The 25,426-nt window shown below is 59.2% G+C and carries 35 protein-coding genes; 5 read left to right on the plus strand and 30 right to left on the minus strand.

What is annotated here, in order from left to right:
• The first annotated feature begins 16 nt into the window (after positions 1–16).
• A complete protein-coding gene (locus AB1462_RS22185; RefSeq protein ID WP_103308411.1) occupies positions 17–1,180 on the plus strand; it encodes a UvrD-helicase domain-containing protein in 1,164 nt (387 codons plus the stop codon).
• A gap of 1 nt (position 1,181) precedes the next feature.
• Positions 1,182–2,552, plus strand: coding sequence for a hypothetical protein (locus AB1462_RS22190; RefSeq protein WP_367247926.1), 1,371 nt, complete (start codon positions 1,182–1,184; stop codon positions 2,550–2,552).
• 209 nt (positions 2,553–2,761) lie between these two features.
• Here AB1462_RS22190 and AB1462_RS22195 read toward each other — a convergent pair whose 3' ends face one another.
• The 24 genes from AB1462_RS22195 to AB1462_RS22310 form a co-directional block, all read right to left on the minus strand.
• A complete protein-coding gene (locus AB1462_RS22195) occupies positions 2,762–3,739 on the minus strand; it encodes a DUF4917 family protein (RefSeq protein WP_273527772.1) in 978 nt (325 codons plus the stop codon).
• A gap of 423 nt (positions 3,740–4,162) precedes the next feature.
• On the minus strand, positions 4,163–4,438 hold the full coding sequence (locus AB1462_RS22200) for a hypothetical protein (protein WP_367247927.1): 276 nt from the start codon (positions 4,436–4,438) through the stop codon (positions 4,163–4,165).
• A complete protein-coding gene (locus AB1462_RS22205; RefSeq protein WP_367247928.1) occupies positions 4,435–5,415 on the minus strand; it encodes an integrase domain-containing protein in 981 nt (326 codons plus the stop codon). Before AB1462_RS22205 ends, AB1462_RS22200 begins: the two co-directional genes overlap by 4 nt.
• 906 nt (positions 5,416–6,321) lie before the next feature.
• Positions 6,322–7,650 carry a tyrosine-type recombinase/integrase gene (locus AB1462_RS22210; RefSeq protein WP_367247929.1) on the minus strand — a complete coding sequence of 443 codons (1,329 nt, stop codon included), beginning with the start codon at positions 7,648–7,650 and terminating at the stop codon, positions 6,322–6,324.
• A gap of 327 nt (positions 7,651–7,977) precedes the next feature.
• Positions 7,978–9,120, minus strand: coding sequence for a tyrosine recombinase XerC (gene xerC / locus AB1462_RS22215; RefSeq protein WP_019817887.1), 1,143 nt, complete (start codon positions 9,118–9,120; stop codon positions 7,978–7,980).
• The gene (locus AB1462_RS22220) at positions 9,117–9,326 is read right to left on the minus strand and encodes a hypothetical protein (protein ID WP_010213998.1); all 210 of its coding nucleotides are present in this window, start codon (positions 9,324–9,326) and stop codon (positions 9,117–9,119) included. The genes xerC and AB1462_RS22220 overlap by 4 nt, the downstream gene beginning before the upstream one ends.
• A gap of 78 nt (positions 9,327–9,404) precedes the next feature.
• Positions 9,405–9,611 (minus strand): hypothetical protein, encoded by a 207-nt coding sequence (locus tag AB1462_RS22225; RefSeq protein ID WP_010213996.1) that lies wholly within the window; start codon positions 9,609–9,611, stop codon positions 9,405–9,407.
• The gene (locus AB1462_RS22230) at positions 9,604–9,876 is read right to left on the minus strand and encodes a type II toxin-antitoxin system HicA family toxin (protein WP_367247930.1); all 273 of its coding nucleotides are present in this window, start codon (positions 9,874–9,876) and stop codon (positions 9,604–9,606) included. Before AB1462_RS22230 ends, AB1462_RS22225 begins: the two co-directional genes overlap by 8 nt.
• Complete coding sequence (locus AB1462_RS22235; protein WP_367247931.1) at positions 9,873–10,508, minus strand: hypothetical protein; 636 nt, start codon at positions 10,506–10,508, stop codon at positions 9,873–9,875. Before AB1462_RS22235 ends, AB1462_RS22230 begins: the two co-directional genes overlap by 4 nt.
• A complete protein-coding gene (locus AB1462_RS22240) occupies positions 10,505–10,837 on the minus strand; it encodes a hypothetical protein (RefSeq protein ID WP_367247932.1) in 333 nt (110 codons plus the stop codon). The genes AB1462_RS22235 and AB1462_RS22240 overlap by 4 nt, the downstream gene beginning before the upstream one ends.
• Positions 10,827–11,030 (minus strand): hypothetical protein, encoded by a 204-nt coding sequence (locus tag AB1462_RS22245; RefSeq protein WP_367247933.1) that lies wholly within the window; start codon positions 11,028–11,030, stop codon positions 10,827–10,829. The genes AB1462_RS22240 and AB1462_RS22245 overlap by 11 nt, the downstream gene beginning before the upstream one ends.
• The gene (locus AB1462_RS22250) at positions 11,027–11,200 is read right to left on the minus strand and encodes a hypothetical protein (RefSeq protein ID WP_177318316.1); all 174 of its coding nucleotides are present in this window, start codon (positions 11,198–11,200) and stop codon (positions 11,027–11,029) included. The genes AB1462_RS22245 and AB1462_RS22250 overlap by 4 nt, the downstream gene beginning before the upstream one ends.
• Positions 11,197–11,637: a hypothetical protein gene (locus AB1462_RS22255; RefSeq protein WP_367247934.1), complete on the minus strand. Its 441-nt coding sequence runs from the start codon at positions 11,635–11,637 to the stop codon at positions 11,197–11,199. The genes AB1462_RS22250 and AB1462_RS22255 overlap by 4 nt, the downstream gene beginning before the upstream one ends.
• Before the next feature lie 61 nt (positions 11,638–11,698).
• Positions 11,699–12,661, minus strand: coding sequence for a hypothetical protein (locus tag AB1462_RS22260; RefSeq protein ID WP_367247935.1), 963 nt, complete (start codon positions 12,659–12,661; stop codon positions 11,699–11,701).
• Positions 12,662–12,720: 59 nt separating this feature from the next.
• Positions 12,721–13,110, minus strand: a complete 390-nt coding sequence (locus tag AB1462_RS22265; protein WP_367247936.1) for a hypothetical protein — start codon at positions 13,108–13,110, stop codon at positions 12,721–12,723.
• On the minus strand, positions 13,107–13,697 hold the full coding sequence (locus tag AB1462_RS22270; RefSeq protein ID WP_367247937.1) for a hypothetical protein: 591 nt from the start codon (positions 13,695–13,697) through the stop codon (positions 13,107–13,109). Before AB1462_RS22270 ends, AB1462_RS22265 begins: the two co-directional genes overlap by 4 nt.
• 10 nt (positions 13,698–13,707) lie before the next feature.
• On the minus strand, positions 13,708–13,980 hold the full coding sequence (locus AB1462_RS22275; protein WP_367247938.1) for a hypothetical protein: 273 nt from the start codon (positions 13,978–13,980) through the stop codon (positions 13,708–13,710).
• A gap of 53 nt (positions 13,981–14,033) precedes the next feature.
• On the minus strand, positions 14,034–14,174 hold the full coding sequence (locus AB1462_RS22280) for a hypothetical protein (RefSeq protein ID WP_367247939.1): 141 nt from the start codon (positions 14,172–14,174) through the stop codon (positions 14,034–14,036).
• Positions 14,175–14,222: 48 nt separating this feature from the next.
• Entirely contained in the window at positions 14,223–16,940 is a 2,718-nt protein-coding gene (locus tag AB1462_RS22285; RefSeq protein ID WP_367247964.1) for a toprim domain-containing protein, read from the minus strand.
• Positions 16,941–16,955: 15 nt separating this feature from the next.
• A complete protein-coding gene (locus tag AB1462_RS22290) occupies positions 16,956–17,189 on the minus strand; it encodes a hypothetical protein (protein WP_098480574.1) in 234 nt (77 codons plus the stop codon).
• 66 nt (positions 17,190–17,255) lie between these two features.
• Entirely contained in the window at positions 17,256–17,618 is a 363-nt protein-coding gene (locus AB1462_RS22295) for a hypothetical protein (RefSeq protein WP_367247940.1), read from the minus strand.
• 3 nt (positions 17,619–17,621) lie between these two features.
• Positions 17,622–17,924, minus strand: a complete 303-nt coding sequence (locus AB1462_RS22300; protein ID WP_367247941.1) for an ogr/Delta-like zinc finger family protein — start codon at positions 17,922–17,924, stop codon at positions 17,622–17,624.
• 64 nt (positions 17,925–17,988) lie between these two features.
• Complete coding sequence (locus tag AB1462_RS22305; RefSeq protein ID WP_367247942.1) at positions 17,989–18,471, minus strand: YmfL family putative regulatory protein; 483 nt, start codon at positions 18,469–18,471, stop codon at positions 17,989–17,991.
• 29 nt (positions 18,472–18,500) lie between these two features.
• Positions 18,501–18,701: a DNA-binding protein gene (locus AB1462_RS22310; RefSeq protein WP_019817902.1), complete on the minus strand. Its 201-nt coding sequence runs from the start codon at positions 18,699–18,701 to the stop codon at positions 18,501–18,503.
• Between the two features lie 109 nt (positions 18,702–18,810).
• Here AB1462_RS22310 and AB1462_RS22315 point away from each other — a divergent pair, with 109 nt between their 5' ends.
• The 3 genes from AB1462_RS22315 to AB1462_RS22325 all read left to right on the plus strand — a co-directional run bounded on the left by AB1462_RS22315 (position 18,811) and on the right by AB1462_RS22325 (position 20,037).
• A complete protein-coding gene (locus AB1462_RS22315; RefSeq protein WP_367247943.1) occupies positions 18,811–19,140 on the plus strand; it encodes a helix-turn-helix domain-containing protein in 330 nt (109 codons plus the stop codon).
• Positions 19,141–19,157: 17 nt separating this feature from the next.
• Entirely contained in the window at positions 19,158–19,784 is a 627-nt protein-coding gene (locus AB1462_RS22320) for a hypothetical protein (protein WP_367247944.1), read from the plus strand.
• Between the two features lie 67 nt (positions 19,785–19,851).
• Positions 19,852–20,037 (plus strand): hypothetical protein, encoded by a 186-nt coding sequence (locus AB1462_RS22325; RefSeq protein WP_367247945.1) that lies wholly within the window; start codon positions 19,852–19,854, stop codon positions 20,035–20,037.
• 15 nt (positions 20,038–20,052) lie between these two features.
• Here the strand turns inward: AB1462_RS22325 and AB1462_RS22330 are convergent, their stop codons facing one another.
• From AB1462_RS22330 to AB1462_RS22355, 6 genes are read right to left on the minus strand one after another with little or no spacing between them, the layout of a single operon-like run.
• Positions 20,053–21,330: a phage late control D family protein gene (locus tag AB1462_RS22330; RefSeq protein WP_367247946.1), complete on the minus strand. Its 1,278-nt coding sequence runs from the start codon at positions 21,328–21,330 to the stop codon at positions 20,053–20,055.
• Positions 21,327–21,779, minus strand: coding sequence for a phage tail protein (locus AB1462_RS22335; RefSeq protein WP_367247947.1), 453 nt, complete (start codon positions 21,777–21,779; stop codon positions 21,327–21,329). The genes AB1462_RS22330 and AB1462_RS22335 overlap by 4 nt, the downstream gene beginning before the upstream one ends.
• A 6-nt stretch (positions 21,780–21,785) precedes the next feature.
• Positions 21,786–24,347, minus strand: coding sequence for a phage tail tape measure protein (locus AB1462_RS22340; protein ID WP_367247948.1), 2,562 nt, complete (start codon positions 24,345–24,347; stop codon positions 21,786–21,788).
• 7 nt (positions 24,348–24,354) lie between these two features.
• Entirely contained in the window at positions 24,355–24,477 is a 123-nt protein-coding gene (locus AB1462_RS22345; RefSeq protein ID WP_010213954.1) for a GpE family phage tail protein, read from the minus strand.
• Between the two features lie 8 nt (positions 24,478–24,485).
• Complete coding sequence (locus AB1462_RS22350; protein WP_099169280.1) at positions 24,486–24,848, minus strand: phage tail assembly protein; 363 nt, start codon at positions 24,846–24,848, stop codon at positions 24,486–24,488.
• 58 nt (positions 24,849–24,906) lie between these two features.
• A complete protein-coding gene (locus tag AB1462_RS22355; RefSeq protein WP_367247949.1) occupies positions 24,907–25,422 on the minus strand; it encodes a phage major tail tube protein in 516 nt (171 codons plus the stop codon).
• Positions 25,423–25,426 lie beyond the last annotated feature (4 nt).

Below are 25,426 nucleotides of genomic sequence, written 5' to 3' on the forward strand. Positions count from 1 at the left end.
ACTGTCAGAGGGTTTTATGGAAGAGACATGGTGGGCAGATATTGAAAAGCTTGACGATAACCAGAAGGAGGTAATCTCCCTCGACATGAACGGAAATTTTTTAGTTTTAGGACCGCCTGGCTCAGGGAAGACGAACCTGTTAGTTATGCGGGCGAAATATTTGCATGCGAATAGCTTAAAGAATTTTTCTGTGCTAACCATTGGTAGAGTATTGCGTGAATTTCTGGTGATGGGGGCAGATCAGTACACCTTTCCTCCTGAGCGGATACAGACATATGTTTCATGGGCCCGAGGTTTACTAGAGTCTAATGGTATCGAAGTTGATTCGGAAGGCGACTTTGATGATGTTCGGGACGCTATCCTTCAAGGGTTGAAGTCCCTATCTATGCGAGGGAATTTAGAAGATCGGTTTGACTGTATTTTACTCGACGAAGCCCAAGACTATTCTGCAGATGAAATAGAGGTCATTTCGTCCTTTGCAGATCGTATATTTGCTGTCGGGGATGAGCGCCAACGCATATACTCTCAGAACGGTGGTTTGGACGCACTAAAGGCATTCTGTGATGATGTAAAAAGTTTGCCGCATCATTATCGTAACGGTCTAGAGATATGTAAAGTCGCCGATGGTATTCGCAATCACAATGGTACAGACCTATCGCTGGAAATTAATTGTAATTATGTGGAGAGTGATAATCCCTCTACCGTAGAGGACTTTTCTGGTCTATCGCTGGAGCAGCAAATAGCAAAATGCATCGACTCCGTTCGTGATCAGTTACGGGCATATCCGCTTGGATTAATTGGTGTTCTGTGCCCTAAAAATGCGGATGTGACCGAGGTCGCCAGGGTCTTCGGGTTGTCTGATATTAACGGTGATACCCAAGTCCAAAATAGCACACTTGGATATCACTCATTTGAGCCAGAGAAACGTATTGTAATAACGACAATTCATGGGGCTAAGGGCCTTGAGTTCAGAGCGCTGCATCTGCTGGCCATGGACAAAGTGACCAGATTTAAGGCGCAAAAAAACATGTCGTTCACCGCTGTATCTCGAGCAAAAACATCGCTTGCTATTTATTCGGAAAGGGCGCTGCCTGGGTATATCCAGAAAGGAATCGCTCTCTTGACTGTTAACTCGCAGCATCCTGTTTCTGCTGCTGAATTATTTAAGGCTAGAGGCTGAGATGTATACATTATCTATGGGTCGAAAAGACTTCGTATCTTGGCTAGGGGATCGAATTACGCTCCCTGCTAGAGATAATACCGCTAAGAGCGAGATTCTGGATGTGCAGAGTGGGGAGGTTCTTCTTGTTTGGAGTAGAAAACCTACGCTGAAAACCCCAGAGCCTCCTCTAATTATAGTTCCAGACGCGGATTTGGTAGATTTTTTTGCTTTTGTGAGTACGTATGTCGGATCGTATAAACCATTTTCAGCTTTCTTTAACGTTATAGGCCTTGGGGTCGCGCGTAGGATATTTAATAAGGTACAAGGGCTACCTGAAGATATATTGTCTCGCTTTGTCGCAGTCGTAATTGCTGAGGCATATGTCCAAATGGGTGGAAAAAAAGCCGGAGTTGCAGATGTACCTGTGTCTGCTTGCTTTGGTACATTTTCTGACTCAGTAATTCAGATGGTAAATTATGATGATAAAAGCGATCAGATTGATGAGTTGGCTGATCGTTGGTCAGAGGCAAGGGATTTGCTTGGTGGCGAAATGCTACCTCTCTCAGTTGAAGAGCTTATTGGTTTTTGGAAGCTAGTTCTTGATAGCTTGACATATAATAGTAAATCTTACTCGTTGCTACAGGAACCATCAGCCCCTGGTACGCTTGATTTTATAGGTGCAGTTTTACTCGGGCGGAAATCAATTACATTAGAGTGGGAACTTATTACCGAAAATCTACCAGCTTCGCGAAATGCGTTGAAACTCATGGATGGTAGTAGAGAGGCACGGGTAAGAGCCTTTGATGAAGCAATAACTGAAATACTAGTATCGGGACGCGGCACTCAGAGCTCAAACTCCATTATTGCAGGGTATTTGGCTGCAAGAGTTGGAGGCGGGTCATTGCAGTATTTGTCTCTGGCGTATGATTTGTTCCCGAAACTAAAACTTGCACCACTTTGGTTTGCTCTTTTTTCCGCCTTCACTCCAGGCTCCGACTATATATTTATTGGGGACAGCCTTGGTCGTAGACTTGCGCGTGAGCGTGTTGGGCGGCGAGGTTTCTGGGAAACTAGTCAGTCAGATATTTCGTTAGATGAATTGCGAGTTGTTAGTATTGATGATGTGGGCGTGCCGCGTACAAGAAGATTGCGGCAGAGCACAATTGAGGTCGAAATTTTTCCTAAAGTTTCCGCAACTTTCAGAGTTGGTCGAAGAAAGGTTAACGATGATCATGAGGTTGTTTTAAAAAATAGGAATAAAGAGATTCGCTATTTACTAGATAAAATATCCAGTTTGTTGGAGACTAAAGACGATCGTGATCTTCATGCTGATCGTAGTAGAGAAAAATATTCAACTGGAAGAAAGGTGGGCAGGCAGAAAGAGTTTTGATTTAGTATTCCTCTCCCAAATTTTTATAAAGGCGGGAGAGGCTTGGCCCGACAGGGAGCGAAAGTCGCGAAAAGCGTACAGATTTATTTCTAGATAAGCTTTGAGGTCTTGTCTTAAAAATAAATCTGTCCCTCTTTGTTCTTTGCCGTGATTAATACTCGAGTTATCTGCTGAGTTAAAAGTGTTAATAATCTAACCAAACCGTTATGTTACGCCCACACCGGGGCCGTTGCGGCATCAAAGAAATCCACATTGAGCCCAGGCCGGTGAAGGTATGCGTGCGCATTTGCCTTAGCTCTTGTATTCGCCTCACTATACTCATTGCCGTAAATACTCACGAACACTTTGCTTATCTGACTGCTCTTAATCTGACTGAAAATGTGTTTGTCGTTCTCATCCATTGAGTGTCCGTATATAAATAGCGTCCCTTTGAGATTTCTTAGTTCCTGAAAGCAATAGTTCAGGTACGGATTGTGTTCGATCTTCTTGAGCTTACCCTCATGACCGGGCTCGGAAACAAATAGGGGAAACTTTCCCTGCTCAAGATTTTGTCTAACCTGCTCGATAATTGTTTCTCCATCCTCAGTAAAGGCATGTTTTTTTATGTTTGAGCCAGTATCGTATATATGGAGTCCTCCATGCAAAAAATGAACTTCTTGATTTGTGCTATGCCCTGCCCATCGCTGCTGGGCTCGAAACCCATCGTCAGTTCTATAATTGTGCGGTGGTAAATCATTTTTATTTCTAGACCAGTAAAGCAGCAGGTCGTAGTTAACAGTGAATATTTTGTTGAAGCCGGAGATAAATTTACGCACGAAGGTATATTGCGCATCCGAGACTTCATTCGGCACATGTGGATGGGTATTCGAAATCGCAGTTATTAAAGCTTGTTTCAGCTTCTCCTGATCTTGCTTTATTTGATTAATGGTTGCCTGTTCTACCCCATATGCTTTACAAACAATCTCGGCTGCGACCAATTGCCTCATGATTGCTTCAAAATCATAGGTATTCAAATTTGTGAATAACGATCTAATTATCGCGTCTCGTTCACCGAAGTTCGCAGCTTCAAGAAGGTTTGCGTAGTTAAATATTTGCGCATTCCAAGCTTGAGAAAATCCGTTCGCTAACAAAATCGAGGGCGTTTCTTCTTTATCAATACTATTTAAAGCTTCTTGAAAGGTCAGCACTTGGTAGCTCCAATTGCATAACATGAAATAGACCCCAACTGTTGTAGGCAACACCCAGTGGGACGAGGTGGACAACATTCCGAAGATGGAGCACAGAGCAGCTCTGCCGTGTGGCGTTTGAGAGCATGAGGGGAAAAGCAGCTATACACCATGACATCAAGTCCCTTTGCGCGTGGTATTGAGAAGGGATGAGGTTATCCGTGAAAATATTAGGATGCAATTGGGATTACATCCGCTTCTGGTCGAGGTTGTGTAAAAACGTTTTTCAGCGCGATTTGAGCCCGGTGTTGGGCTGGAAATCGCATTTCTATGCAAAATCCAGATCGGCTGAGTAGCCGATAATTTTCAGATTTCGCATAGACGCGCAAACATCAATTTTGACGAAGCGTTTTTACATACTATGGGCCGTTTTCTGACCTTCGCTTAACGGTTGAGCTGCCAGGGTTTCCCTAGGCGATGAGTGAGTAATTGCATGGTCAGCAAATAGTAATAGCGCGTCGATTCAGTGTGCTGCTTTAGGTGGTGATTCAAAAACCACGCAAGGTGTTTTCTCTGCCAAGTCCATGGATTGTCGCGTTGCCAGCGATCAGCGATTGTTGCTTGGATAGTCTTTGCCTGACTAAGGTGGCGTTGGCGTGTGGTATGCGAACCGGTCAGGACGCCTGACAGGAACAGCTCCATATCGAATGCCATGCTCATGCTCGACCACCAATGTAAGCCGACACCACGTCGATACGGCCGTGCCCCAGTTCATAGCTGATTTGTACTCGGGCATCCTGATCTAGGCGTCGGTCGAGTTGATAGCAATGGCCACCGTTGATGGGGGCGAGATGGTGCGTGATTTGCTTATAGCGTTCGCACGCATAGGCTGCCCGCAATTCGTGGAAGCCTTTGAGGTCGTGCTTATGGATGATGTCCCGTGCGGGGCGGACGGTGTCCCGCAGAAAGTCCTGGTAGCTTTCGTTCGGAGCAAGCAGGTTGCGGCTACCGTCGGGCGAGGCCTGTTCGGCAAACCTAAGTGCGTCACGAACATGATCATCTACCGTAATCCAGCGAGGTGCCGATGCACCTGAGCGGCCACCTTTGGTGCCGTCCTGGATGTTGATTCTGCCAAGTTGCTCTGCTTCACGTTGCAATCGGGACAGGTCGGCCAAAATGGCCTCGCGCATGCGCATGCCGGTGGTTCGCGCTAACTGCACGATGGCTGCGGCGCGCGGCTGCTGATGTTCGCAAAGCACGTCGACGATCCGTTTCACCTGTTCGCGGTCTTGGCCTTGCGGAACCGAGCAACGAACACTGGTGCGCCGCATTCCCAGCGCCTTGCTCGGGCTCGGCACTTTCACATACTGATCACCGCGAAGCGCGGCCATGGTTCGGTTCACGCTGGACAATCGGTTTTGCGCAGTGGCGATGGCGAGGTCGCCTTGTTCAACTTGCTGACGCAGATGCCCGGCATAGTCCAGCAAGGTCTGCCGATCAATCTGTCGAGCATCGTTGTATCCGGGCCCATCTTCGGATCGGCACCAGAGCACAAACGCCTGCCAGCGATCACTGTGCGCCTTGACCGTGCCGTAATGCCCGTCGCCAAACAGATCGCGCAACGCCTGTGGCCCGGCATAACTCAATTGCCGGCCATAGCCAAAATTCCGCCCGTCTCGTCTACCGACCAATGCCATGATCAATCTCCTCTCGAAGCCAAAACCTTTGAAACCTTCCCCACGTCATCCCGCCAAGAATGTTGAGTGTTATCAGGGATCAAGGCCCCTGCGACCTGTGAGGGTTGTCCACTAACGCGGGACTGGCGGCTCTTTACGACCGGGAGCTTGGGCATCTCAAGATCTGGCCTCCTGAACACTTCCGAAGAGGTGGGCGGGTGGAGGTTGCACTGGCTGACGAGATCAGCGCCGCGAGATCCTGAGTCGGGTGAAGGCAGTGATGAGATGACCGGGGCATGCCTGACTGTCAGTCAGGTACAGCCCATTCCTTGGGCTGCGGCACCATCATCTGCATCGCTGTTGCTGGTGACTTCGGTGTTTGTCACGCCGATTGTCACGAGGGGAAATGCCGCAAAGCCTTGTACGAGGTGGGCTGCAGCAGCGGTAGGAGCGCCCGTCTCTTTCCGGAAGAAAGAGACGGGCGCAGGTTGGCGCAATGAAATGGCCAAGCGGATAGGTTGCTGCAGGGCAGCTATAAAGGGGTATGAGTTGCCGCAGTGGGCACTCTGGTAGAAGTAGGCATCCATCACATCGCTGTGACCGTGCGAGCCGCCGGACGCTAATCGCACTTTGGGAGAACCACCACGGTGTGGCGTAGCCTTAAAGGTTCTGGCTACCTGGGTTGCTGTCAAAGACAGCGCTTTGCCCGATCTTTTCTACGCCTGTGGATAATTTGGGTCAAGGCTCGAATTTTCGGGAATTCTGCGGCTGTGGATGAAATTATCCACCGGTGGAAATCTATGGTTTTCCACAGACAATTTGCGTGGGCTTTAGATTTTTTAAATGAGGTCCATCCAAGCAGGGCGGCTTTGCAGCCCCGCTTGGATGGACCCGCGTGGAAGGGCGGACAACGGTGATCTCACAGGCTTACCCACGTTTGGATGCGCCACGGCTATTTTGTAGGACTGTGATGTTGTCGCCGACTGGGTGAGCGAATTCGTGGGGCGTCACATGCCCATGGCGGTTGGCGTCGATGTAGTTACTCCACCACGCCATGATCAGCCTGCGCTGTTCGAGGAATTCGGCCTTGTGGATATACGCGGCACGCACACGGTTGCGTTCCTTATGGCTCATTTGTCTTTCGATGGCTGCGTCGGTCCATAACCCGGACTCAAGCAGGGCGCTACAGGCCATGGTCCTGAAGCCGTGGCCGCACACGTCCTTGCTGGTGTCATAGCCGACGTTGCGAAGCATGGTGTTCACCGTGTTCTCGGACATGGGCTTCCAGTACTTGTGGTCGCCCGGTAGCACTAACTCTGAAAAGCGACTGAGGCTGCGCAGGCGCTCCAGTATTTCGATGACCTGCGGCGATAGCGGAACCATTTGAATGTCGCCATTCATCTTGGTCCCACGTGTGGAGTTGCGTACCCCTTCAATCGGTGCGCGTGTATCGGGGATTTCCCACATGGCGCGTTGGAGGTCGAACTCACTCCATCGCGCGAAGCGCAGTTCGCTGGAGCGGACGAATACATGTAGCGTGAGCAGGACGGCAAGGCGCGTCAGCTCGCGGCCATTGTAGTTGTCGATACGGTGTAGCAGTTCGGGTAGGCGGTTGAGGGAGAGGGCCGGGCGATGGACTGTGCGCGGCGCGTGAATCGAGCCTGCCAGATCCAGTGCAGGATTCATGGTGATCTGCCGAGCCCTTTTGGCCCCGCGCATGATGGTGGATAAGTAGTTCTTTACCCTTAACGCCACATCCATGGTGCCGCGTTCCTTGATGCGCTGGGTGATCTCTAGCAGGTCATGGGTATCGAGTTCAGCGATGGGTCGTTGGCCGATCAGCGGGAAGACGTGGGTACGCAGTCGGCTCATCACGGTTTTTGCGTGTCCTTCGGTCCAGCGACGGGACATGTCGGCGTGCCACTCCAGAGCAACGGTTTCGAAAAGCAATGCCGCCCGCTGGGCTACGATCTTGGCTTTCTTTTTTTCTTCCATTGGGTCGAGGTTGTCTAGCAGCAACGCCTTGGCTTCGTCTCGCTTACGCCGTGCGACGGAAAGGGTAACGATGGGGTAATTGCCGATGATGAGCGTACCTTCCTTGCCGCTGGGCTTGGTGTACTTCAAGCGCCAGGTCTTCACGCCATTGGGCTTGACGAAAAGGTACATGCCGCCGCCGTCGAACAGTTTGTAGGCGCGTTCGCGGGTTTTGGCCGTGCGGCATTGCAGGTCGCTGAGGGGGATCGCTAGACGTGGCATAGGGGTACGCGCTCCTGGCCGGAAAATCGCAGTACCCCTAACATACCCTCGGGGAAGGGGGATTTTGTTGGATCCCGACAGAGGGTCCTGGAACGAAAAAACCCGCCAAAGGGCGGGTTTTCGGGGCTTCCAGAGCATTCGGTGGAATGCAATGGAGCCTAATGTGGTGCCGGCACCAGGAGTCGAACCCGGGACCTACTGATTACAAGAAAACCATTTTCGGCCTGCTGGTCAGTCACTTAGGTCGTGGCTTGTTACGTAATGGCAGCGCTGACGGCCGGATTCCATGCGGAGTCCGGCGCGCTTGTTACGCAGGTTTCGGGGGGATCAGAGAGCTGAGGGGGCGACCTTCGGGATGCTCAGGTCGTAGATGTCGAGCATGGACTCGTCGCGGTGGCCGCTGGCTTCCTGCTTGTCGGCCCTGGTGCCTGGGGTGTCAGTGATGCCGCGACGTTTGAGGTCGTGCAGGCCGAAACGTTGCTCGGCGGTGATAACACCCGCCACGATGGCGTTACGCATGAAGCGGTTCCAGGCGGTGTCCAGGCCGGACTTGCCCAACGGGCCGCCGTGGTCGGCGGTGATGATGAAGCGTTTCTCGGGATTGACCGGCACGGCCGTGCCCCGGGCTTTCCATACTTGGGAGCGGCGGGCCTTTGCAGCGTCCCAGGCGGCTCGCAAGCGCGGCGTCCAGGTGACCACATTGTCACGGCTGCCCTTGCGTCGGTTGGTGAGCACGCCGTCGGCCAACTCGTTGGCGTCGGTCAGGGTGACGACCTCAATGCCGCGCAGCCGGCATAGGTAGGCCAGTTCCATGACGTAGCTCAGGTGCGGTGGTACCGCGTCCTTCTGCCCGCGTTTCAATTGGCCCAGCTCGCGGGCGCGGCCGATCAGGCGTTGCATCACGTCATGCGACGGCAGCCGACGCTGCTTGCGCTCTACAGGCGCCTCGATGCCCATGGCCGGATTGCTGTCCAGATAGCCGCGGTTGCGGCCCCATTGCATCACCAGGCGTAGGTACCGCAGCGCATGGGCAGCCTTAGACGGCGTGCCCTCGTCAGCGATCCGGTCAATGATCCGCTGGATCAGCGCAGGGGTGAACTTGCGCACGGCCAGTTCGCCGAGGGGTTTGCCCAGCTTGGTGGGAATTTTGGCCAGAACGTCGCGCGACCAGGTGTAGCTTTCCTGGGTTTTCGGCGCGAGCCTCTTGAACCTGGCGCTGTCATGGTACTGCTCGCAAAGGTGGTTCAGGCTCTCGCGGTCGATGCCGTTGCGGACTTCCATGATCTTGTGCAGCTCGGCCAGCGTGGCCGAACAGCTGGCGATGTTCTGCCGGCGCTGCCGGCCGGCTTCATCGCGGTGCAGGGTGTACCAGGTTCCCTTGCCTCGGTGGTCAAAGAAAACGGCCGCTGGGATAGCGGCCTGGTCGATGTGCTGGGGGATATTGGGGTTGTTCTTCCTGGATCGCCTCATAGAATCTCGACGCCGTACTGCTCCTGGGTGCCGGCTTTCAGCCCGCCGGCCTGGTTGATTAGCTCCACGGTGGTCCAGGGACCGGTGCGGCCCCGGAAAATGCGGATGCCCTGCTCGTGCAGGGTCCGCTCCACGTCTGCCCGTCGGGCATATCCGGTAATGCGCTTGAGGTCGTCGAATGTCAGCACGCGGGAGACTTCGCTCATGGCTGGGCCTCCAGTGTACTGCCGACGGCCTGTGGCCACCGCCGAGAATCGTAGCTCCGGCCTTCTCGCCGCACGTCGTTACCCATGCTCCCTCCCTAGCCATTCGTGGCGGCGACGCCACTGCTTGCGCATTTCCTCGATCAGCCGGGTGACGGCCTGCTCGCCGCGCTTCTTGAGGTGGGTCTCTTTCAGCTCGGCCACCTTCTCCGGCGTGGTGTTCCCACGCCGGAGCCAGTACCTGGCCTCGCATTCCAGCATGTGCTGGCGTTCGTCCTGGTCAGCCATGGTAGATGGCCACCCCATGCGAAAGCTCCACCACAGTCATCCGGTCGGCTCTGGCCAGGACGGCCAAGGCGTTGTGGACAGCACGCCAATCGCTCGGCGTACTGCTGGTGTGGATGATTGGCCGCTCAGGCTTGGTAAAGCGCAGGTGTCCGCCGTTGGTGTAAGCGACTGACCAGCCGTTGCCCTGGGCGTACTGGAGCAGCGGCAGCAGGCGTTTAAAGCGACCACAGCGGCGGCCGCCCTGGACCATCAGACGGCGGCTCATGGCGCATTCCTCGCGCCGCAGTTGGGGCAATCCTCGAAGCGTTGGCGGTCACTGAGGAAGCGGCCGCAGCCGTCGCAGTTGAGTCGGTCGCTGTAGCGCTGGGAGCGCGGGCGCTTAAGCTTGGGCAGCTTGAGGCCGATCGAGCGCAGTGCTTGCTTGTGGTCGAGCATGGAGGCCAGCACAACCGGCCGGCTGTGCTGGTCGATGTAGCCTTTCGGCCATGGCAAATAGCCGCGCCCGGTGAAGCCTGCCGCATGCTCCAGGCTCCAGGTGCTGGCGTCCGTCAGGTTGGACGTGGGGCCAATGCCCAGCGCCATCCAGATCAGGCAGTTGCCGTCCCATGCCTGTTTGTAGGCGACGTAGATGCGGTCGTCCGCCGGCGCAGCGGCCAGCGCCTGTTCCGCTGGCACGTCCAGGTACTGATGATCGACGCCGACCTGTGCCCGGGTGCGGACGTACTCCACCGGCCAGGGTAGGTCGGTTTCGCGGCACTCGTACTGCTTGACTGCGGACTCGCGTTTGAACTGCTCGGCCTCGTCCAGGTTCGAGGTGTAGCCGCCGCTCTCGCGCCAGAACATCGCCCGGCTGCCGACGTTGCTGCGGCTGTCCTGCAGGTAGAAGAAGTCAGTCATGCTACACCTCCGATGCGCGCCTTCGCCTCGATGCAGGTTTCCTCGCGGGTGTGGCAAATGCCGCAGTTTGGGCAGTGCGCCCTGTCGCTGGTGTTGGTGGCCAGCTCGCCGGGGTGTGTGAAGCGTGAGCAGCCGTAGCCGAGTCCGTCACGTTGCTGCTCCTGGATCATGCTGGGGGCCAGCCCGATCTTGCGTGCCAGCGACTCGGCCGCCTGGATCGGGCCGGTGGTGCAGCTTGCGGTTGCCTTGTGGCCATTGGCCTTGGCGATATAGGTGCCGGTGCTCTGGCGGACGTTGATGGTAATGGGCGAAGTGTTATCAGTTTGCATGGCGGCGGCCTCCCTTGGCTTTCTTGGCGGCAATGTTGTCCATGTAGCTGGCCCACTCTTCTCGCTTGAGTTGCTGGCGCGTGCGGCTGCAGGCGGCGTGTTTGCGGGTGGATCGGGCCTTGCCACAGATGTCGCAAATGCTGGGCAGGTCCAGGCGGTGGCTGGCCATGGTCGGGCGGATGCGGTTGGTCATTGGGCACCTCCTGCGTCCTGGTGGCCGGGGGTGCCGTTTTTCTGAGCGCCGCATTCGCAGCGATAGAGCCCGCGCTTGGTGATGCGGCCGATGCGGCCGCTCAGATGACTGGTGACGACGTTGCGGACGAATGTCCAGCTGTGACGTTTGCCGAGGGTGCATGGCTTCATACGTCACCGCCTTGCACGACAGGGGCAGCCAGTTGCAGCAGAGCCTGCATGTACTCAATCGCCTGGATGGCGTCGTCATGGGATTCGCTGAACACTTCGCGGGCCGTTTGCGCTGCACGGTTAACCGAGGCCTGCCAGTCTTCTGGCTGTTCGTCCGCCTCCCAGCCCAGCCTGTTGCGCCGCTCCATCAGGTCTAGTGCCTTGCGCGCCTTTGCGCTCAGCTCCGGGCTGATGCCGCAATCAGCATCGGCGACGTAGTTGACGAACTCCAGCAGGGCATCGCCGGCTGCCAGTTCATGCCCGCGCGCCCAACTGACCACTTCGCCGCCGTCTACGGTGTGGGGAACTTCCTTGCCGGTGGCGCCGCGGATGACGATGGTGTCATAACGCAGTGTGGTAGCCTTCTCGGTGCTGACTTCGGGGGTTTGTACTTGCATGGTGCTTCTCCTTGGGGTTGGTCGGTCTCGGAGGGTTGCCGCCCTCCGGGGCCATCTTTTTTTATGCCGCCACGTAACCGGCGGCGGTCTTGCTCAGCAGGCCGGCTTCGGCGGCCTTCTGCATCAGCTTGGTGGCTCGGTCACTGCCTATCCGCAGACACTTGGCGACCTGACGCACTGCCACCTTCGTTCCTCTTTCCGTGCTGGCTATGAGCTGCAGCAAATCGGTCGGCAGCCCTTCGCTGGCTGCTGGAACCTGCTCTGTTTTCTGGCGTTCCTGTTGCTGTTCCTCGGTCCGTTCCTGTTCCGCTGCTACTGGTACCGGGGCGCGTTCCTGCGCGGGTGCTGGACGTAGGGCGGAAAGGATCAGGGCCGGCACAATCTCTAGTGCAGCGGCGAAGCCGAGGCAGAGCAGGGTGGCCAATTCGAGAGGCAGGCCCGCGGCCTTGGCTGGCAGCGCCAGCAGGGCAGTGAGCTCTTGCGACGACTGGTCCCGACGCGCCTGGGCGCGCTCCCGTTCGGCGTCGATGCGTGCCATGGAGGCTGTCTCCAGCTCCAGGGCACGGGTGACCATGCCTCTCTCGCGCAGTGCGTTGGCCTGCTGGTGGAAAGCTGCCGCATCGCTGTCGAGCTGCCCGATGCGGGCGGCGTCTGCGTCGCGCTGCTCCACCAGGTCGATTTGGCGTTGTTCCTGGCGGGCCTGGTGCTCGGCGCGGCTGTTGATGATCGAGGACATGAGCCGGTCGTAAGTGGCCCAGCCGGAGACGGCGCCCAGGGCCAGCGCGCAGGCCATCATCAGTAGCGCGCAAAGGGTTCGGCGCACGACCAGCAGGCCGAGGGCCAGCGGCCAGGCGACGTACTTGAACAGGTCCAGGACCACCGCGGCCGAGGCGAACAGAACGGCGAGCAGGGTGTTGTCGATCAGCGCGGCGATAGCCAGAGCCACCGACGTGGCGGTCACGCCCGCCAGTGCGGCGACCATGGCCAGTAACGGCCAGCGGTGGTGTTGTTGTAAGTGGTGCATGGTGCTTCTCCTTGGGGGCAGGCCCTGCCGAGTTGCCGCTCGGCGGGGCCTGCCAGTGGTCAACGGACGCGGACTTTCTTGCCGTCTTCGATCACGTACAGGTTCACGTCCGCCAGTCGGTACGCGCCGCCCGGTCCCCCGGCGACGCAGTACAGGCCGCCGCGGTCGTCTACGACTCGAACAGGGAATGGGTACGGCCCTTGGCTCTTTGCCCAGGTCGCCTGGTGCGCGTACTTACTCGACTTCTTGATTTCTGCGTACAACTGCTGCCCCTCGGGACGCACGCCGTGTGGCCCATGGGCCAACTCGAAGCCTTCCCAGCGCGCCTGCGTGACTGGGTCGACGTACCCGGTGTCGGCCTCGTTGCGCGCCGTGGGCCAGTTGTTGGCGGTGGCCACGTCTTCGAAAGCAAACAGCATGTTCAGGTCTGCGAGTAGCTGAGTGCTCATGCGCGCTCTCCCAACTTGGCCACGCGGGCGGCCTCGTATTCGCTCGGCAGAATCTCCACCGCACCGGTGATCCAGCCGGACGTAGGTTGGTCTGCAGCTACGTTCGCTTCGTGGTCGGCCTGGTTGATGGAGAAGCCGAGAACGAAGTAGGCCACGCCCTGGTGCTCAAACTTGATGCCGCCACAAAGCAGCAGGCTGCCGGTGTTCAGGTTGAGCCGGTCCCAGTAGTCGTGGGTGTCCAGGCTAGGCGGGCAGTGTTCCTTCCATAACTCGCGCAGGCGCTCGTGCTCGGCTCGAATAGCAGCACGCTGCTCCTTGGTGATGCCCTTGGGTGGCACTGCCTGTTGGCGGAGGCTGCGGTAGCCGTACTCGTCAGGGCGGCACCAGTGGACGTCCAGCTCGCGGCTGGCGGACAGCTTCACGCCGCCGGCGTAGTGGGAGGTGATGTCGCGCATTGGGGCGATGGCACCGCCGAACAGATTGCCCAACTCGACCAGTTGCTCATTCAGCAGGTCTTTCGCCTGGTAGAACTCCCGGACGATGGCCACCACCTCTGGGGCTTCGGACTTGTAGAAGTAGTTCGACATGGTGGTCCCCTCAGTTCGCAACGACGGCGTGGATGGTCTGGTTGCCCGGCAGGCGGCGCGCCAGGACCTGTAAAAGTTCAATCTGTTCTTCGCTGCATTCGTCGATGCAGATGACATTGGCGCCTCGATTCGCGAGCCACCGTACCGAGCGCGCCAATGCGTCAGGTGTGCAGTGGCGGCCTACCAGAATCTCTTGCTCGCTTTGCCCGTCGGCCTTGGCGATCTGGCGCAGGCGGATGGTCTTGCCGGTGGCGGGTGCGCCGCGTTCTACGTTCAATTGCATGGTGCTTCTCCTTGGGTTGGTTGCCCGGACGTTGCCGCGTCCGGGCGGTGGGTTTAGTGCAGTGCCACGCTCAGAAGAGACGGGGCGTAGTAGCCGGCCAGCGCGAGGGCCAGCAGGGTCAGGCCGCTAATAACCAGGGTGACCAGCGTGTCGACGCGGTTGCTCTGGTAGAAGTGGTCGTTGTCGTCGTGCATGGTGCTTCTCCTTGGGGTTGATGCCGGCGTTGCCGCGCCGGGGTTGGGTTAAACGAGCTGGAACAGCCAGCAGCGCACTGTCCTTGCGGAGCCGTGGGTATCGACGGCGATGGCTGAATTCATGGGCTTGTTGGTTTCCAGGAACTTGGGCGACTTGCTGGTCTTGAGCACGCGCTTGAGCTCGCTGAGGTTCGGCAGTTGCTGGCGCTTGTTGGCCGCCGTCTCGACGAACTCGTTGAGATTGATGGCGAAGAAGCCCGACTTGCGGGAGTGGTTCAGTTTGCCGCCGGGCTCGGCCAGAGGGCCGTTGAGGAACTCGACCATGTCCCAGAACTCACGCACGAGTGGGTGGTCGGCGTTGATGGCCTCCTGACGTTCCTGGGCCATACGCTCCACCTCGGCATGCACCAGGGCGGCACGCTCGTCGCTCAGCGGTACGACCAATTGCAGTGCGTCCACCAGGCTGCGCAGTTGGGCGTGGTTCTTGGCGATACGTACAGTGCGGATGCCGGGCAGCGCCAGGAGCTGCTGCTCGTAGCCGGAGGTGCACTCGTCCAGCAGCTTGAGGACCTTAGCCTCGGGCTGCAGCGCCTTGATGATGAAGCCGCTGAGCTGCTCCACCGGCATGCGTTCCAGGCGCTCGGCGAAGAGCTTGGTTTCCGGTGTCTGGTGCTCGCGGGTCAGATGCACATGGCCCAGGCGCTGGAGGATCGGCTCGGAGGCGTTGACGGCGTTGTTCTGCGCGATCAGCAGAGCGCCACGGAACGGTGGTTCGCGGGTGTCGTTACCGTTGTTCTTCACACCGGTGGAACGCACGCTGCGGCCGTTGTAGGCGGTCTTGAGTTCGTCCCAGTCGAAGTGCTTCACCGGGGCGCCTTCCTTCTGTTCGCGCTCGGACTCGATCAGCACGACCGGCAGGTTGCCGACCTGGGCGAAGTTCCGCGCGCGGCTGGCTGGGGTGGCCTTGGACGGGTCGAAGCCCTCGTATTCGATGCGGCCGGTGAGCTTCCAGAGCAGTTCCACCAGCGTGGTCTTGCCGGAGCCGGCTTCGCCGATCAGCTCCAGGAACAGGTAGGACTTGTGCAACTGGCGGATTTGCTCGGCATACAGGGCGCCCAACCACCAGGTCAGCACGACAACGCCGCGCACGCCAAAGCAGCGCCAGAACAGCTCGAACCACTCTTCGTCGTAGTCGGCCAGGTCGGCGTTGATGTGCAGGATAGGGGACAGGCTCTGCGATTTGATGCTCAGGGACCCTACGTCGAAGAAGTCCTCTACGTTGAGCTTGTGCACCTTGCCGCCGGCGATGGCCAGGTCATTGAACACGTAGACGCCGTGCTCGCGGGTGTAGCCGATCCAGTCGATTGTGTTGACGGTCTTGAGGTCGTCGAGCTGGAAGCCGAGCATGCGCTCCAACTGCTGCGGAGTGCCGGTGAACATGGCTCCGTTGCACTCGTTGAGCAGGCGCTTTTTAAACTCCGGTGCGGCAGTTATCTGCGAGGCAGTGAAGGTTGTCTTGACGGCACGGCTGTCTGGTCGATCTACGCGGAAGTAGTACCAGGCCTCCTGGGTCACGTCGTTGCGCATGTAGTACAGCGCTTGGAAAGCGCAATTGGCGATACGCACCACGGACGAACTCTGGCGCAGAGCCTTGTCCCGACGCTGCTTGTCGCTGAGTAACTGATCTTCCTGGTGATTAGAGCCTTCCAATTCGCGGGCAGCGCGCTCGAACTTCTCCAGGTCCAGGTGGAACCAGTACAGGCGGGAGCGGTAGGTAAAGTTGAATTCCTTGCGCTCGTCCCACTCGTACATGAGCAAGCCCTTTTCTTCGGCCGAGTCGGCCAGCAGCAGCGCGCCCTGGTGACGTGCATCGGCAAGGTCCAGCTCGACGCGCTTAGCGCGCTCGTCGTCGCCCTCAATGAAGGCCCAACGCTGGTGCAGGTCATTCCAGTCGATTTTCTTGGCGCCGCGCTGCGGGATGACAGCGGCGTCGCACTTGAAGCCCAGGTCGCGGGCCTCCTTGGCCCAGCGGCGCATGTTGGCCTTGGCCACAGGTTCGTTATCCAGCGCCCAGACCAGGCGTGGCAGGCGCTTGTCCGCCTCCTGGCATGCCTTCTTGAGGGCGCGGACTGATTCCTCGGGGAAAGGGGCACTGCTCATCATAGAGACGGCGGGGATGCCCTGGTGCAGCAGGGCGATGGCGTCGAAGATGCCCTCGACAATGAACAGCTCGTCGACGTCGACCAGGGTGAGTGAAGGCGGGCACCACCAAACGCCCTTGTAGCTCTCGCCCGGTTTGAAGCGTGCTTTCTGCTTACCGAAGCGCTCGGGACGGTCGATCAGGCGCTCCCAGTAGCCTCCCTTATCCAGGGGGAAACGTACGGTCGCGCTGCCGGCACCGATGTCGCGGCTCCAGTAGTTCTCCTGGGTGAACCAGCTGTCAATGAGCTCAAGGCGAAAGCCCCGGGCAAACTGAAGGTAGGCGCGGGCGGTGGCGGTTGGCTCATCGGCGGTGGCCGGCGCCTGCTCGCTCCAGTCGTTGAACAGGTCGCTATAGAGGTCCTTGACATGGACGCGGTGGTTGCACGCTTCCGGCCGGCCGCAGATAAGCATCCAAGGCGAGTCGTGGAAGGTGTACAGGGTGTTTTTTCCGCACTTGTGCGATGGGCATTTGCCCTTGCGCATGTAGTTGGTGCCAGTCATGTGCTTGAGACCGAAGTCGGACTCAATCCGGCGGAGCACCTCGCCCCTGAGTTTCTCTTGCATCGTCATGGAGTTGCCTTACTGATTGGCGGCAAGGGCGGCTTGCAGCGCGCCGATGGTGCGTTTGTGGCCGGCGAGGGCCGGGTAGTCGTCGAGGATGCGGTTGCTGCGCAAACCAGCCGGCACGGTGCGGTAGCGGTCGTCGTACCAGTGCTCGGTCATGCTCCGGCGCAGCTCGGCGCGCAGGCTGCTGAGCAGCGCTTCAGCCCAGGGCTTGGGCAGGTCCAGTTGGATCGCAACGGCGTTTTGCATGGCGCGTCCTCGGATTGCGGGTGCAACTTCCCCAAACCCACGGGAGTGGGGCTGGGCGTTTGTGGGTTAGCGTGGGGCCTGGTTGGCCAGGTTTTGCAGGAAGCTATGCAGCCTGTTCGAGCTCGGCACCTGAACGATCTTGTTGGCGCGTCGGTCGTGGAAAACGCAAAAGTCCGGGCCGCTGGCCATGTCTATGCCGATCCAGCGGCGGCCCTTGGGCAAACGCTCGGTCATGGCCAGGTGGACGAGGCGGTCGGCCATGAACACGGGCACGTCCCACACGTCGACCAGGTTGTTGACGGCGCGGTCGAACAGACTGTCGTCGTGCAGGTGTTCCTGCTGGTGGCGCTTGATGAAGGCAGCGGCGTTGCTCTGCATGACGGTGCGGTAGTCGTTGAGCTGCGGGGCGGTGAGCTGCACGAGTTCCATGGCTTAGGCCTCCAGGACGGTGAAAATGTCGAGTTGGTTGGTCTTCTCGGCGCTGTCGCGGATGGCTTGCCTGCGTTTTACCGAGGGGGCAACCGGGAGACGGACCCGGGGCCGGTCCAGGCCCGAGGTGGTTAGCTCGTACTCCCACGATAGGGAGCCGCCATAGGTGGCGCCGCATCCCAGGTTGGTGCATTCGCCATACATGGTCTTGAAGATGGGTGTTTGCTCTTCCGAATTGCGGATACGCATCCGGCTGCCGCAGGCCGGACACAGACACTTGTAACCGCCGCCGTGATTGGTGCTCATGAATTCTCCCCGCCGCGAGTGCGGCATTGGCCGAAGCCGAAAAATGCGACGCTTCGTGCGCCAACTACTGTTCCTGATTGCCCGGGATTTTCCGGTGCAACGTGATAACGGCCCCCACCTCGGCATGCCTGGCGGCAATGTGCGCGCGGTGGGCAGCGATGATGTCGGCGAGCTCGGCCTCTTCTAGGCGGCCGTCGGCCAAGGCCTTAGCAATGATCTGGTCGACCTTGCCCTCGGCCACGTCGGTGACCAGGGAGCGCTGGTAGAGGTCCAGGTTATCGAGCGGGGTGTCCTCCGGCATGGGGACGAAAACGCCGCTGTAGAGACCTGACAGGTAGTCGGGCAGGAAGCTGGTGCCGCCTACGCGCTCTAACTGGCGGACCTGCTCGTCGGTCAGCGGCCGGTGGCCAGTGTTCTCGTACAGCTTGTTATCGAACTGCTTGAGATCCAGCCCCAGGTGGGTGGCGGCGCACTCGCGGCCACCAGGAAAGGAGGCGACGGCAGACATTACGGCCTTGCGGCGGCTATCAAGAATCGGACGTTTCATGTTCTCGTTTCCCCCCTGAGCCGGCCGCACTACTGTGCGACCGTGCCCTCCTTGATGCCGAGCAATACGGCAGCACGGTGGGCTTCACCGCGTTTGCCTTTCTTTCGGCCGTTCAACAGATCGCTGACCAAATTCTTGTTCAGACGATGCTTGCGGCTGAAGTCGGCAATGGACACGCCTTGGCGGTCCATCTGCTCGCGGACTTGATCGGGTGTGAGGGGGGCAGGCATAGTGTTCCTATGTGTTCAATCGTGTTCATGTGAGCTTCATTATGCCCAACTACTTGGGCTTGTAAAGGCATTTTGCTTGAAGAATTGTGCATCCTCGGATTTACCCTCATTGAGTGCAGGTGAGCGCCTGCGCGAAGAGCGCTCGCGGCTGGGCTTAAAACAGGAAGAATTTGCGCAGCTTGGTGGCGTAAATCGAAACACTCAGGGGAGCTACGAGAAGAACGAACGCACCCCTGACCTCAACTACCTGTCGGCGATTTCGGTTCACGGTGTTGATGTACTTTTCGTCGTAACGGGCGTCAGACTGCTGGCTGCTGCTGGCTCGTTGAGTCCCATGGAAACGAGCCTCCTTGAGGCCTTCCGCACGCTTACTGAATCCGACCAGGACACGCTTACACGTATGGCTGCGGGGCTGTCTGCAGTCAGCAAAACCACTTAGCAAAGAAGGATCTAGAAATGGATTTCAAGGATTACCAGACTCCTGCCTGGCTTTCGCGTTTGCGCCGCTCCCTTGTCACCGCCACGGTCGTGCTTACTCTGGCACCAGTCGGCCAGGTGCTTGCTGCCGACTTGAAGCCACTCCAGTTCGTCACGGTCGGCGAGATGATCGAAGACCTGGGCGACTATTCGGCGGAGAACGGAACTTTCAAGGTGCTATCCACCGAGCCGCTAAAGATTCAGCTGACTCCATCGATAGTTCCGGGCGATCTGCCTGAAAACAACGCGCGAGAGATTCGGCGTGCTGCCCTTTACGGCGTTTATCGCACGTTGGTCCATACAGATGCCGACAAGGTGACGTCGGTTGCGGTGCCGCGAGAGGTCAACATCCGCGAACAGACTTCTAAGGTGCTGAGCAAACCTTCCCTTTCAATCACTGTCACGCGCGCCCAGGCGCTCAAGGCTGCCGGCACCTTCCTGAAGGTGCAGTCGGCGGAGGATCTGGTGCGCCCCGAGCAGGCCGGCACCATCCAGTTGGATAACTGGGCTCCTAAGTTCGAAGATGCTTACATGACGGACAAGGGGCAAATCAGGCTGCTTGAAGCCATTAAAGCGGCTGGTGGAGACCTAGTGAACAACGGCTAAAGTAGCCCTGCTTGCATATTTGGAATTGGCATTACCGTCGGAGTTCTGCCAATGAAGGAGTAAGCAGATGTTGTTGGAAACGATAGAGGTTGACCGTCCGGATGAACTGAATTCGGCGTTGCCAGGGGAGCAGTGCTTAACCCCTGAAGAGTGGCTGCTGATGAGACTCTATCGTCAGTTAGAAGAGCATGAACAGTGGTTCATCCGCCGGGCATTAGAGGGGCTGATTGCGAAGGGCTCAATGCCCGATTGATACAAGAAGGCCCCTTTACGGGGTCTTTTGTTTTTCCTGCATCCGCTTCCACTCTCGACCGAGCGCACGCTTGGCAGATGCCTTGCTCTGGTAGAGGTGGGTGAGTCGGCGGGGCTTGGTCTGGTCGCCCTCGGTGACCTTATGTTGCTGGCCGGTCTTCTCGTCGCGGTACCAGGTTACGAGGCCGGTGTAGTCGCCTTCGTCATCGGCCAAGTCGCCCACTTCGTCGCCGTCTGGTAGCTGGGACTCAAGCTCCATGGAGGTGGTGAGGCTGTCGGGCGTGAAGCTGTGACGCAGATTGCCGCCCAGCCAGATGATGGCGGCGATTTCCGCCTTGATGCCGGTGAGGCTGTAGGTTTGATCCGGGATTAGCTCAGGGCGGCCCCTGGCCAGGGTGTAGCTGAGTGTGGCGGTGCCGCGCTGCAGACGATTCCACTCTGCGCGGGCGGCCTGCAATGCGCTGGCCTGGTCTGTGAAGCTGTGGCGCAATTCCTTAATGTTCTCGCCGCCGCCGGCGATTGCCTCTTTCTTCTCCGCACTGTTGACCTCGTAGTAATAGGCCTTGACGCCGGAATAGGCGTCGCGGTCGGCCTGCAGGAAGCGGTGCTGATCGCCGTCTGCTCTGGTGAGGGTGACGTGGGGCAGGGCAAGGCCGCTGGCGGTGGTGGCCTTGCCCGTGGGCAGGAACAGCAGGCGGTCGGCCTTCACGGTGGCGATGGCGTCATGTTCTCGGCCGAGGCGGCTGAGCAGGTTGGCGTCCGACTCATTGGCCTGGTCCAGGTGCAGCAACTCGATGCCAGCGAGTACAGCGCTGACCACGGGGATAAGGCCCTGAGCGGTAGCGATGGCGCCGATGACCGTACCCAGGGTAGTAGCGTCGAAGCTGCGCTCTTTCTTGGCCTTGAGGCCGCCGCGTAGGTCAGCGCTGCGGGCGCGAATGCTGAGTGTGTCCGGTGCGCCGCTGTGCTCGGTTTCGTCCACGGTGAAGCTGCCCTTGTCTATAAGTCCGGTGTCATCCCAGCCCAGCCAGAGACGCACGGTGGCGCCCCGAGGTGGGATGGCGAGCAGGCCGTCGTGGTCGCTGAGGGTGATGTCGAGCTGGTCGGCCTCCAGTCCGCGGTTGTCGGTGAGCTCGATGCTGACCAGGCGTGGCTGCTGTCCGCCGAGCAGCAGGGCGGTGATGTCGTTGCCGTTGACCACCACTTTGCAGATGGGCCGAGGGTAGGCGGTGAGCTCGCGGTATTTTTGGGCGGCTTGGCCGAGCAGCTCGCCGGCCTGGTTCAGCAGGCTCACAGCAGGCCTCCGAGGGCGCCGCGCAGGATGCCGCCGACCGAGCCGATGAGACTGCCGAGCATGTCGATGCGGCCGTCGTCGATGCGCTTGAGACTGATGGTGAACTCGTAGCGGCGAGGTGTGCCGTCCTCGAAAAAGACCTGCTGCGTCTCGCTGATCGAGGTGATAACCCAAGTGCCGTAGATGCGGCCAGTGCCGCCGATCAGGGGCCAGGCCTTGCCGGTGTCGGCCATCTTGCGCAGCACGTCGAGGCTGAGGGGCGAGCCGACCAGGCCGGGCATCAGGGTGCCGGGTAGCGAGATGGTGTCCTCGCCGCGGCCCAGGAACTGGCTGGCCGGGTTGGTACCGATGCGGCTGGTGGAGGAGTGGCGCCATTCGGTGGTGCGCTGGAGCTCCTGGTAGGCGAGAGTGGGCAGTCCGAAAACGAACATGCCGAGGGTCATCATCATGGTGGGTTACTCCTGGTCGCCCAGGCGCGAGCGGATGCGGGCGGCTTTGGCGCGCTCGCGTTCGTCCAGCAGCTGGTTGAGCATGTTGCGCAGCCCGTCAGTGTCGGTGCCCGGGGTGGCGCTGATGTTGATTTCGATGGTGTCGCCCTGGACAACGATGCCGCTGCCCGCGTTGGCCGACAGCGGAGGGCGGTTGTCCATGGCGATGGCGCCGCCGGCAGCCCCGAAGCCAATGGCGCCGGTTGCGGCCATTTGCTTACCCATGTTGTTAACGGCGGCCAGCGGCCCTTGCTGGTTGTTCGTCAGCCCCTGCTCGAGCCCGGCCATGGTGTAGCCGCCCAACTCGGCGAATACGCGCGACGGCGAATGGATGCCGAGCTTCTCCTTGAACCAGGTAATGCTGCTGTCGGCGGCGCCTGTGATGGCACCTTTCACGGCGGCCAGGCCGTTGGTGATGCCTTGCACCATGCCCTGCATGAGCATGGTGCCGAACTCGCTGAATTTGCCGGGCATCTCGACGCCGAAGTAGTTCATCACACCGGCGAAAGCGCGATAGAACAGGCCCAGCGGGGAGAAGTTGAGGATCAGCGCGGCGATGCCGGCGAAGCCGCCATTGAAGCCTTCCTTCACCTCTGCCCACAGGCCCAGGAAATAGGCCTTGATGGGGTCCCAATACTTGTAGATCAGGTAGGCGGCGGTGGCGATGGCCATCACCGCCAGACCGATGGGGTTCATCAGCAGCGCGCGGCCGAGCCAGAGCACGGCCTTGCCGGTCCACAGCAGGGCGCTGCCCATGCCTTTGATGGCGGTGACAGCAGTGAGGCTCTTGATGCCGAGGAACGTGAGGCCATAGCGCAGCATGGCGAATGGGCCGAGGAAGCTGGCCATGGCCAGAGTGACGGCTCCGAAGCCTGCAGCCAGCGCGGCGATGCCGGCCACTGTCTTGAGGATTTGCCCGGCGAGCGCAGGGTTGGCCTTGACCCATGCAGTGACACGGCTGGCTACGCTGTTGAAGCTCTCGATCAGATCGATCAGGGTCGGGCGCAACGTCTCGCCGAGGGTGGAGCTGAGATTGAACGCCCTGTTCTTGGCCATCTCTAGACGGGCCGAAAGCAGCTCAGCGCGGATGTCAGCCTCGCGCTGCATGGAGCCTTTTCCCGCTTCGTCGTTGGCCAGGGCAAGCTGGCGGCGATACTCGCCCATGTTCTGTGCGAGCTTGGATGCGTCGTCGCCGAACTCCTTGCCGAACAGCTGAGTTGCGACGCTGAGCTGTTGGGTTTTCGGCAGCTTGTTGATGGCGTTCAGCACGTTCTGCAGAGTGTCGGTGGCATTGGTGGCCATGCCGTTCTGCAGCGCCTCGGCCTCAAGTCCAACCGCTTTCAGGCCCTCCTGGAAGCGCTTGGGCTGCTGTGTGGCGATGGCGAGCTCGCGGATCATCGCGTTGGTGGCGGTGCCAGCGACTTCGGCGGTAGCGCCGAGACTCAGGAAGGTGGAGCCCAGGGCTGCGGCGTCTTTGTAGCTCATGCCGACTGAGGCGGCGACGCCAGCGGTGCGCTGGAGGACGTCGATAATGTCAGCGCCTTTGGACTTGGCGTTATCGTCCAGGTAGTTGATGGCGTCGCCGAGCTGGTCCACGTTCTTGATTGGCACCTTGTACAAGTCGGCGATGCGCGCCAGGTTCTCGCCGATCTGATCGGCCGGCAGCTCGAAAGCAGTGGCGGCGTTTGCGGCGACCTTAGCGAAGCTAAGCAGGTTGTCTTTTCCCTGAACGCCCATGCGCGCGGCACCTTCCACCAGCGCGGCGATTTCTGTGGTGGCCATGGGGATACGTTCGCCCATGGACTTGATGGCATCGGCCATCTCGAAGTAGGTGGCGGTGAGCTGGCCATTATCGTCACGCGCACCTGATACCTGCTTGGCGACGCCTGACATGGCGTCCTCGAAGCTCATGTAGTCCTTGACCATACTTAGCACGGGTACGCCCATTGCCGCCCCGGCAGCCGCGGCACCAGCGCCGGCGCCGGCCATGCTGCCGGCAAGTTGTTGAGTTTTATCGTACTGGGCGCGGGCGTTGGCGAGGCGTTTGGATTGGGCGGCCAAGCGCTGCATGCGCTGGGTCTGCTCGCTGATCTGCTGATTGGTATTGGCGATGCGGTCGCGGAGCTCGCGCTCGCCCTGCACGAGATTGCGCGTGCTAATCCCAGCGGCGCTGAGCTTGTTGCGCAGCCCCTGCAGCTCGGCCTGCTGTCCCTGGTGCTGTTTCTTGAGATCGGAGGCGGCGCGGATTGCGGCTTGCATGTCCGCTGTCATCTGCTTGGTCGGCACGCCGGTGGCGGCCATCTGGCGGCCGAGTTCCTTCACTCGATCACGCGCGCCCTGGAGGGCTGTTTCGGTGTTGGCACTGATGGCGCGCAGGCGCTGCCAACTGCTGACATCGTTCTGTGTTGCCTGCAGCTGCTTGAGCTGGTCGCGGGACTCCTTGAGTGCACGGCCGAGGCCGACGCTTCCTTGCATCACTGCGCGGATGGGGCGGGTTGCGCGGTCGATAGCCTGGAGGATTACCTCCATTCTCAGATCATTGGCCATCGCTCTTCTCCCAGCGGCTTCTGGCCCGCTCGCGCCATTCCATCAGTTCTGACAGGGGCAACGGGTCCAAGTCCGCCGGCCCCCAGTGAAAGACCATGGCCAGGTCGGCCATGGCGTCCTCTACGCGACGAGGACAGCTTCCTTCGCCGACTTCTGCAGCAAAAAACTTGCAACAGCCAGCCCGCACTGGAACAGGTCCGCCGGGTCCATGCGGCCGACCTCGATGTCGGTGAGGCTGGGCGTGCTGATGCGCGGGAGTACCTTGCGCAGGGCGAGCACATCCATCTGTGCTAGGTCGGACAGAGTCACGCCGCGCAGTTCGCCGCTCATGGGCTTGCGCAGTGTTACCTGCTCGATCTTCTGATCGCCGCGGATGATCGGGGTGTCGAGGTCGATGACTTCCTCGTTGGGGTTCTTGGTTGGGGCCGGTGCAGCCGCTGCAGCGGTGGTGCTGTCGTCGTGCTTGGCTTCTGGGGTCTGCATGAGGTGGTGCTCCTTGGTTCAGGGGAGAATGCCGGCATGGGCGCCGGCGACTAGCGGATTAGAGGCCGATGTTCTTGCGGTGCGCGGCAAGCAGGTCTTCGCCGTCGACGATGAACACGAGGTTCAGGAGGTCGATTTCGATGATAACTTCGCTGTCGACGGTGAGCTTGTAGTAGGTGCAGGTGGTGTTGATCTGGTGCTCGGTGTCTTCGCCCGGGGTGGACTCACCGAAGTCGATCTCTTCATGCCGGCCGCGCACGAAGATTTCCACGGAGCTAGTGCGGCCGTCGTCTTCGCGCTGGACCGAGCCGGCGAAGCGCAGAGCAACTCCATCGGCACGAACCGCGCCGAACTGGCGCAGGGCGAGCAGGTCCCAGCCGCCCAGGGTCCAGGCGAGGACGATGCCGTCATCGCCGAAGCCGAGATCGACTTTGACCGGGCCGTCCATACCGCCGCCGCGGTAGGCCTCCATCTTGCGGGCCAGCTTGGGCAGAGTGACGGTCTTGGCGATGCCGCCGTAGACGTTACCGTCGTTGAACAGGTTGAAGTGCTTGAGCTTCTTGGCTAGGGCCATGGTG

It is taken from the genome of Pseudomonas sp. SB113 (genome assembly GCF_040754745.1).
Taxonomy (GTDB): Bacteria; Pseudomonadota; Gammaproteobacteria; order Pseudomonadales; family Pseudomonadaceae; genus Aquipseudomonas; species Aquipseudomonas grimontii.

Excerpts from the sequence above, each read along its gene's own strand:
- AB1462_RS22185 (WP_103308411.1), top strand. The coding sequence starts at position 17 with ATGGAAGAGACATGGTGGGCAGATATTGAAAAGCTTGACGATAACCAG.
- AB1462_RS22190 (WP_367247926.1), top strand. The coding sequence starts at position 1,182 with ATGTATACATTATCTATGGGTCGAAAAGACTTCGTATCTTGGCTAGGG.
- AB1462_RS22200 (WP_367247927.1), bottom strand. The coding sequence starts at position 4,438 with ATGAGCATGGCATTCGATATGGAGCTGTTCCTGTCAGGCGTCCTGACC.
- AB1462_RS22205 (WP_367247928.1), bottom strand. The coding sequence starts at position 5,415 with ATGGCATTGGTCGGTAGACGAGACGGGCGGAATTTTGGCTATGGCCGG.
- AB1462_RS22210 (WP_367247929.1), bottom strand. The coding sequence starts at position 7,650 with ATGCCACGTCTAGCGATCCCCCTCAGCGACCTGCAATGCCGCACGGCC.
- xerC (WP_019817887.1), bottom strand. The coding sequence starts at position 9,120 with ATGAGGCGATCCAGGAAGAACAACCCCAATATCCCCCAGCACATCGAC.
- AB1462_RS22220 (WP_010213998.1), bottom strand. The coding sequence starts at position 9,326 with ATGAGCGAAGTCTCCCGCGTGCTGACATTCGACGACCTCAAGCGCATT.
- AB1462_RS22225 (WP_010213996.1), bottom strand. The coding sequence starts at position 9,611 with ATGGCTGACCAGGACGAACGCCAGCACATGCTGGAATGCGAGGCCAGG.
- AB1462_RS22230 (WP_367247930.1), bottom strand. The coding sequence starts at position 9,876 with ATGAGCCGCCGTCTGATGGTCCAGGGCGGCCGCCGCTGTGGTCGCTTT.
- AB1462_RS22235 (WP_367247931.1), bottom strand. The coding sequence starts at position 10,508 with ATGACTGACTTCTTCTACCTGCAGGACAGCCGCAGCAACGTCGGCAGC.
- AB1462_RS22240 (WP_367247932.1), bottom strand. The coding sequence starts at position 10,837 with ATGCAAACTGATAACACTTCGCCCATTACCATCAACGTCCGCCAGAGC.
- AB1462_RS22245 (WP_367247933.1), bottom strand. The coding sequence starts at position 11,030 with ATGACCAACCGCATCCGCCCGACCATGGCCAGCCACCGCCTGGACCTG.
- AB1462_RS22250 (WP_177318316.1), bottom strand. The coding sequence starts at position 11,200 with ATGAAGCCATGCACCCTCGGCAAACGTCACAGCTGGACATTCGTCCGC.
- AB1462_RS22255 (WP_367247934.1), bottom strand. The coding sequence starts at position 11,637 with ATGCAAGTACAAACCCCCGAAGTCAGCACCGAGAAGGCTACCACACTG.
- AB1462_RS22260 (WP_367247935.1), bottom strand. The coding sequence starts at position 12,661 with ATGCACCACTTACAACAACACCACCGCTGGCCGTTACTGGCCATGGTC.
- AB1462_RS22265 (WP_367247936.1), bottom strand. The coding sequence starts at position 13,110 with ATGAGCACTCAGCTACTCGCAGACCTGAACATGCTGTTTGCTTTCGAA.
- AB1462_RS22270 (WP_367247937.1), bottom strand. The coding sequence starts at position 13,697 with ATGTCGAACTACTTCTACAAGTCCGAAGCCCCAGAGGTGGTGGCCATC.
- AB1462_RS22275 (WP_367247938.1), bottom strand. The coding sequence starts at position 13,980 with ATGCAATTGAACGTAGAACGCGGCGCACCCGCCACCGGCAAGACCATC.
- AB1462_RS22280 (WP_367247939.1), bottom strand. The coding sequence starts at position 14,174 with ATGCACGACGACAACGACCACTTCTACCAGAGCAACCGCGTCGACACG.
- AB1462_RS22285 (WP_367247964.1), bottom strand. The coding sequence starts at position 16,940 with ATGCAAGAGAAACTCAGGGGCGAGGTGCTCCGCCGGATTGAGTCCGAC.
- AB1462_RS22290 (WP_098480574.1), bottom strand. The coding sequence starts at position 17,189 with ATGCAAAACGCCGTTGCGATCCAACTGGACCTGCCCAAGCCCTGGGCT.
- AB1462_RS22295 (WP_367247940.1), bottom strand. The coding sequence starts at position 17,618 with ATGGAACTCGTGCAGCTCACCGCCCCGCAGCTCAACGACTACCGCACC.
- AB1462_RS22300 (WP_367247941.1), bottom strand. The coding sequence starts at position 17,924 with ATGAGCACCAATCACGGCGGCGGTTACAAGTGTCTGTGTCCGGCCTGC.
- AB1462_RS22305 (WP_367247942.1), bottom strand. The coding sequence starts at position 18,471 with ATGAAACGTCCGATTCTTGATAGCCGCCGCAAGGCCGTAATGTCTGCC.
- AB1462_RS22310 (WP_019817902.1), bottom strand. The coding sequence starts at position 18,701 with ATGCCTGCCCCCCTCACACCCGATCAAGTCCGCGAGCAGATGGACCGC.
- AB1462_RS22320 (WP_367247944.1), top strand. The coding sequence starts at position 19,158 with ATGGATTTCAAGGATTACCAGACTCCTGCCTGGCTTTCGCGTTTGCGC.
- AB1462_RS22325 (WP_367247945.1), top strand. The coding sequence starts at position 19,852 with ATGTTGTTGGAAACGATAGAGGTTGACCGTCCGGATGAACTGAATTCG.
- AB1462_RS22335 (WP_367247947.1), bottom strand. The coding sequence starts at position 21,779 with ATGATGATGACCCTCGGCATGTTCGTTTTCGGACTGCCCACTCTCGCC.
- AB1462_RS22340 (WP_367247948.1), bottom strand. The coding sequence starts at position 24,347 with ATGGAGGTAATCCTCCAGGCTATCGACCGCGCAACCCGCCCCATCCGC.
- AB1462_RS22345 (WP_010213954.1), bottom strand. The coding sequence starts at position 24,477 with ATGGCCGACCTGGCCATGGTCTTTCACTGGGGGCCGGCGGACTTGGAC.
- AB1462_RS22350 (WP_099169280.1), bottom strand. The coding sequence starts at position 24,848 with ATGCAGACCCCAGAAGCCAAGCACGACGACAGCACCACCGCTGCAGCG.
- AB1462_RS22355 (WP_367247949.1), bottom strand. The coding sequence starts at position 25,422 with ATGGCCCTAGCCAAGAAGCTCAAGCACTTCAACCTGTTCAACGACGGT.